Annotated in this window: 3 protein-coding genes; all 3 read right to left on the reverse strand. The window is 57.9% G+C overall.

Features of this window, described 5'->3' with window-relative positions:
• Positions 1-645, reverse strand: a 645-nt coding sequence (locus tag GSQ79_RS29430; protein WP_246725231.1) for a transglutaminase family protein, incomplete at its 3' end; no start/stop codon positions are given.
• Positions 646-895: 250 nt separating this feature from the next.
• The gene (locus GSQ79_RS09770; protein ID WP_158808527.1) at positions 896-3,127 is read right to left on the reverse strand and encodes a hypothetical protein; all 2,232 of its coding nucleotides are present in this window, start codon (positions 3,125-3,127) and stop codon (positions 896-898) included.
• On the reverse strand, positions 3,117-3,978 hold an 862-nt coding region (locus tag GSQ79_RS09775), incomplete at its 5' end, for a hypothetical protein (RefSeq protein ID WP_158808528.1). The genes GSQ79_RS09770 and GSQ79_RS09775, both read right to left, overlap by 11 nt.

The raw sequence follows: 3,978 nt of genomic DNA on the forward strand, positions 1-3,978 counted from the left end.
GCCACCGTCGCCGTCCTGCATCGAGGGGTCGGAGAGATAGCCCGAGACGGCGCGCGCGCCGAAGCCTAGATGGCGCACGGCGGCGATGAAGAGGGCGGCGATGTCACGGCACGATCCGCTGCGGAGCCTTAGCGTCTCGCCCGCGGACTGCGTGCCCTCCTCGTCGCGGACGCGGTAGGCGATCGCGTCGAGCATGCCGGCGTTGACGTCCTTCAGCAGCGACAGCGTGTCGGTCCGCGGCCCGGCCACGAAGCCGCGCGCCCAGGCCTCGACGCCATCGTCACGCGGGCCCGTGGCGAGCAGCGCTCCGAGGTCGACGACGTCGTCCGCCGTGTAACCGAACGGGTAGGCATGCGCGTAGGGCGCTATCTGGAAGGTCGGCCACTCGGGTGCGGAATGTTCGACGACGCTCGTGACGAGGATGTCGAGGACCGACGCCGATATCGCGAAGTCGGCCGTCGCGACGGCGTTCCCGTAGACGTCCTGTCCCCACGTGACCGTGGCGTCGGGCGAGCACCGGAGGTCGAACGCGATCACCTGGAGGTCTTGGCTTCCGCGCGGCCGTACTAACAGGCGGTGCGCGCGCAGTTCGACCGGGCGCCGGTAGCGGTAGGTCGTGCGGTGGAGGATCGAGAGCGTCGGCACATGTCCTCGATTCAATCGCTGAAGGGTAGGGCATCGCCTGGTCGTCGAGACCGGCGTGCTCGAGATCTGGTTAGCGGGCGCCGCCAATCCTGCAGACGTCGCTTTGCCAAGCTTTTTTAAGTTCGTCGTCAAGGCGCCGGATACGACGCGCGCCGGCGAGGGAGCAATTCCGCGTCCCGGCGTTGGCAGTACGGGCGCAGCATCTGCGCCGTATGGAAACGTGAGGCTTGAACCCCGCGCGGAACCATACTTAGTCGATCGTGACATTCATGATCGATTTCGCCTGTTCCTTCAGTCTTTCATAGGCCCAGTTCCTCTGACCCTCGTGTGTCAAGAAGTCCTTCAAGCCCTTCACGATCTGGTCCTGCTCGTCGAACACATGGCCAGCGCGCTTCATTGAGATCAAGAAGAAGTACATCTCGTACAGAAGGAAGATGGGCGCCCGCCGATTGACGTCCCGGTACTTCGATTCCGCTTGTCGAAAGTACGTCCAGACACGGTGTGGATCGTCGAACCCTTTGAAGTGCGGATTCTCCCAATCCTTAAGCCTCAACGCGCCCTTGATATTCTGGGTCGCGTTGACCGCGTCACGATGGAAGTTTGCCGTGTTGATCGTCCGATCGCCATCGTCGGCGATGTGCTCTCGTCTTTTCAGGTATTCATCGAGGTGCCCGAGCGCCGTCTGACTGTATTGCTCGAATTTCTGACGGTTCCCCTGGTATGCAGCGAGGTTCATCATATAGACGCTGAGGTTGAAGTTTATATTCCCATAGATCGCATACTGAGCAGCTGATATATCAGTGTTCTCGAACGCTATCTCCGAATCGGTCAGCCGGTGATCGATTATCGTCGCTTCGATCTGTTTCTCGACCTCGTCCCTTGACTTCTCATCAAGATCTTTGAAGCCGCTCTTATACTTGTCATTGAGTTGTCGACGAAGATGATAATAGGCCAATGCGCCGTCGAGTAGTCTCGCGGAGACCCGCAAAGCATTCGCATCCTTCGTCCCGTCGTATAGGCTTGCGAGGTTTCGCGCATCGATGACGAGGTCTTTCGCAAGCCGCTCTCCGTCTATTCCTCCGTAAGCGTACCACCATATGAACGCGAGCAGGAAGTTCGCGGCGTCGATTGGATTGGCCGTCCCGCTCTTGATGTTTGCGACCCAGGCGGCGACATAGTCGGCTTCCGTCATCGCTTTCATGATCATCGACCCGGACCCGGAAGCCAGATGGCCGTGGCCGATGATCGCTGCGGCCACGAGCGAGCTTATGAACTCGAACTTCCTCGCCTTCTCCTTCTTCAGCCTCGCATTGAATGTCTCTTTGTCCGCGAGACGCACGTTTGTGGCGGCATCGACGGATGTCGCCTGCTGAAGCAGGATGTCCGTGATGAAGTGCGCGGTGTCGAAGGTCGTGATCCGCTTGTATTGTAGGCTGGCTTCCTGAATGGCCATCGCCGCGTACGAGATCTCGTTATCGATCGTTGCAGGCTCGAACGGCTTGTAGATCTCCGCCTGCGCCTTCGTCTCTCCGATGACGGAAGGAACGCTAAGGTGCACGCCCATGAGGGAATGGAAGCATAGATGGCGATATTCATTCCTGAAGAGCGACCTCTGCGCCTGGTTATTGACGTCCAGGATTTTCTCGGATCCGCTCCCATCCCTTTCGATGGCCACATAGCTGGACGGAATGAAGATGTCGTGCGCGTACGTGGGATGCCGAAAGCGCCCGGCCTTGGCACAATAGAGGATATGGGCGGCCCCCCTCTCGACGAGGATCTTACAGTATTTGGCCAGGCCCGAGCCCCAATACGTTTCCATCGACCCTATGAACAGGGCCGATCTCGTGCCGTCCCTTGACGAGACGCGAAAGCAGGCGAACATGTTATTGTAGCCGAAATGGTTCGCCGGGCCGACCTTGAATTGGCACCGTCCCAGATTCTCGGCAATGGCTTCTACGGCTCCGAACAGCACGAAGTCATTCGGCCTTAAGTAATTGCTGATTTCAGAAAACGACGTCCAGGATAAGTCTTCTAGATCACTAAACATCAGGGCGCGAACCTTTGGCCGCACCCTCTCCTTCATGTTTAGTTTAACGTAGGCGGCGAGGACGTCTACGGACTGGATCACATACTCCTTCGTCGGAAATGCGCTGAAGAATGCATAACGCTTGCCGTCTTTCTGGCAATCGAACATGACGCTTCTGATATTGTTATATCTTTTACCTCTTCTGGATTCCCGCTTATAGGTATTTTTGATCTCGAACTTGTTGTACTCCAGCCAGCCTTTTGCAGCTTCCGCAGGCAGGCCGAGAACGACGACCTCCTGGATAAGGCCGCCGTTCTGCAGGATCACGTTCTGCTCGTCGGATATCTTGCTTAACACATACGCGCGCAAGTCATCGAGAGGCATCGTATGCCGTCTGAAGTCTATGTCTCCCGGAATATACTCTTGATGCGAAAGTCTTCCAAAATCAAAAATCATCCAATTTCGCCTGACTGAGTATATTGTGAATGATATCGTTGGTCTTCCTTGCGGCGGTAACATCTACCGCTTGGTTCGATCCGGCACCCTCCCTTATGCGGGATGCGATATCCCGGAACTGTCCATGGAAACCCGTGACGTCCTCCGAGAGGTTGAACGCCGACGAGGCGCTTTGCGATTCTGCCCTTCGCCCGCTGGCCTCGTCCTTATCGGCCTTCAACGTCGATGTTCTCCAGTTACGCAGGTTCGTCAGCGTGACCCTGCGTCCATCCTCGAAATGGGCCTCTATGACGAACTCGAGCCCGGTCGCGCGGTTGTGTCCCCTGACGACGCACGGGGTTCCGTCCCGCCTGTGCAGCGAGGCGTTCAAGAACACATCCTCTCCGACGGCGATCAATGACGAGCTTCTGACGTCTTGGAACTCGAAGATCGATGCCGCCAGATGCAACGGATGGCAGGCGACGGAGTACATGAAGCTGGCGGCCGTGCTGTCCAGGCCCCAGACCTTGGAGCGGGGCTTGTTGGTATTGTACGTGATCGATAGGTAAATGATCCGGGCTGACGTCGTTTCCAGCAACTTCAGTCTTTCGATCGGGCTTGCGAAGGCCAGGTTGAAGCCAATGTGCAATATGCCTTTGGGCTGGTCGCATGGCCATTGCGGATGCAGCGGCTTCTCTATGAACGAAGCTGCGCCTATCTCTTCCGCCCTCCTGTATGCCTCCAGATTGTAACCGGGCGGCCCCGCCGCGACGACGAGATCGGCTGAAGGCGGTATCTGATCCAGGTGATCTACGGCGCTGCAACCTGGCAGCAGCTCCAATAATCTGGCCCGCTTCGCGCCGTCACCGCTC

This window comes from Beijerinckia sp. L45 (assembly GCF_009765775.1).
GTDB lineage: Bacteria > Pseudomonadota > Alphaproteobacteria > Rhizobiales > Beijerinckiaceae > RH-AL1.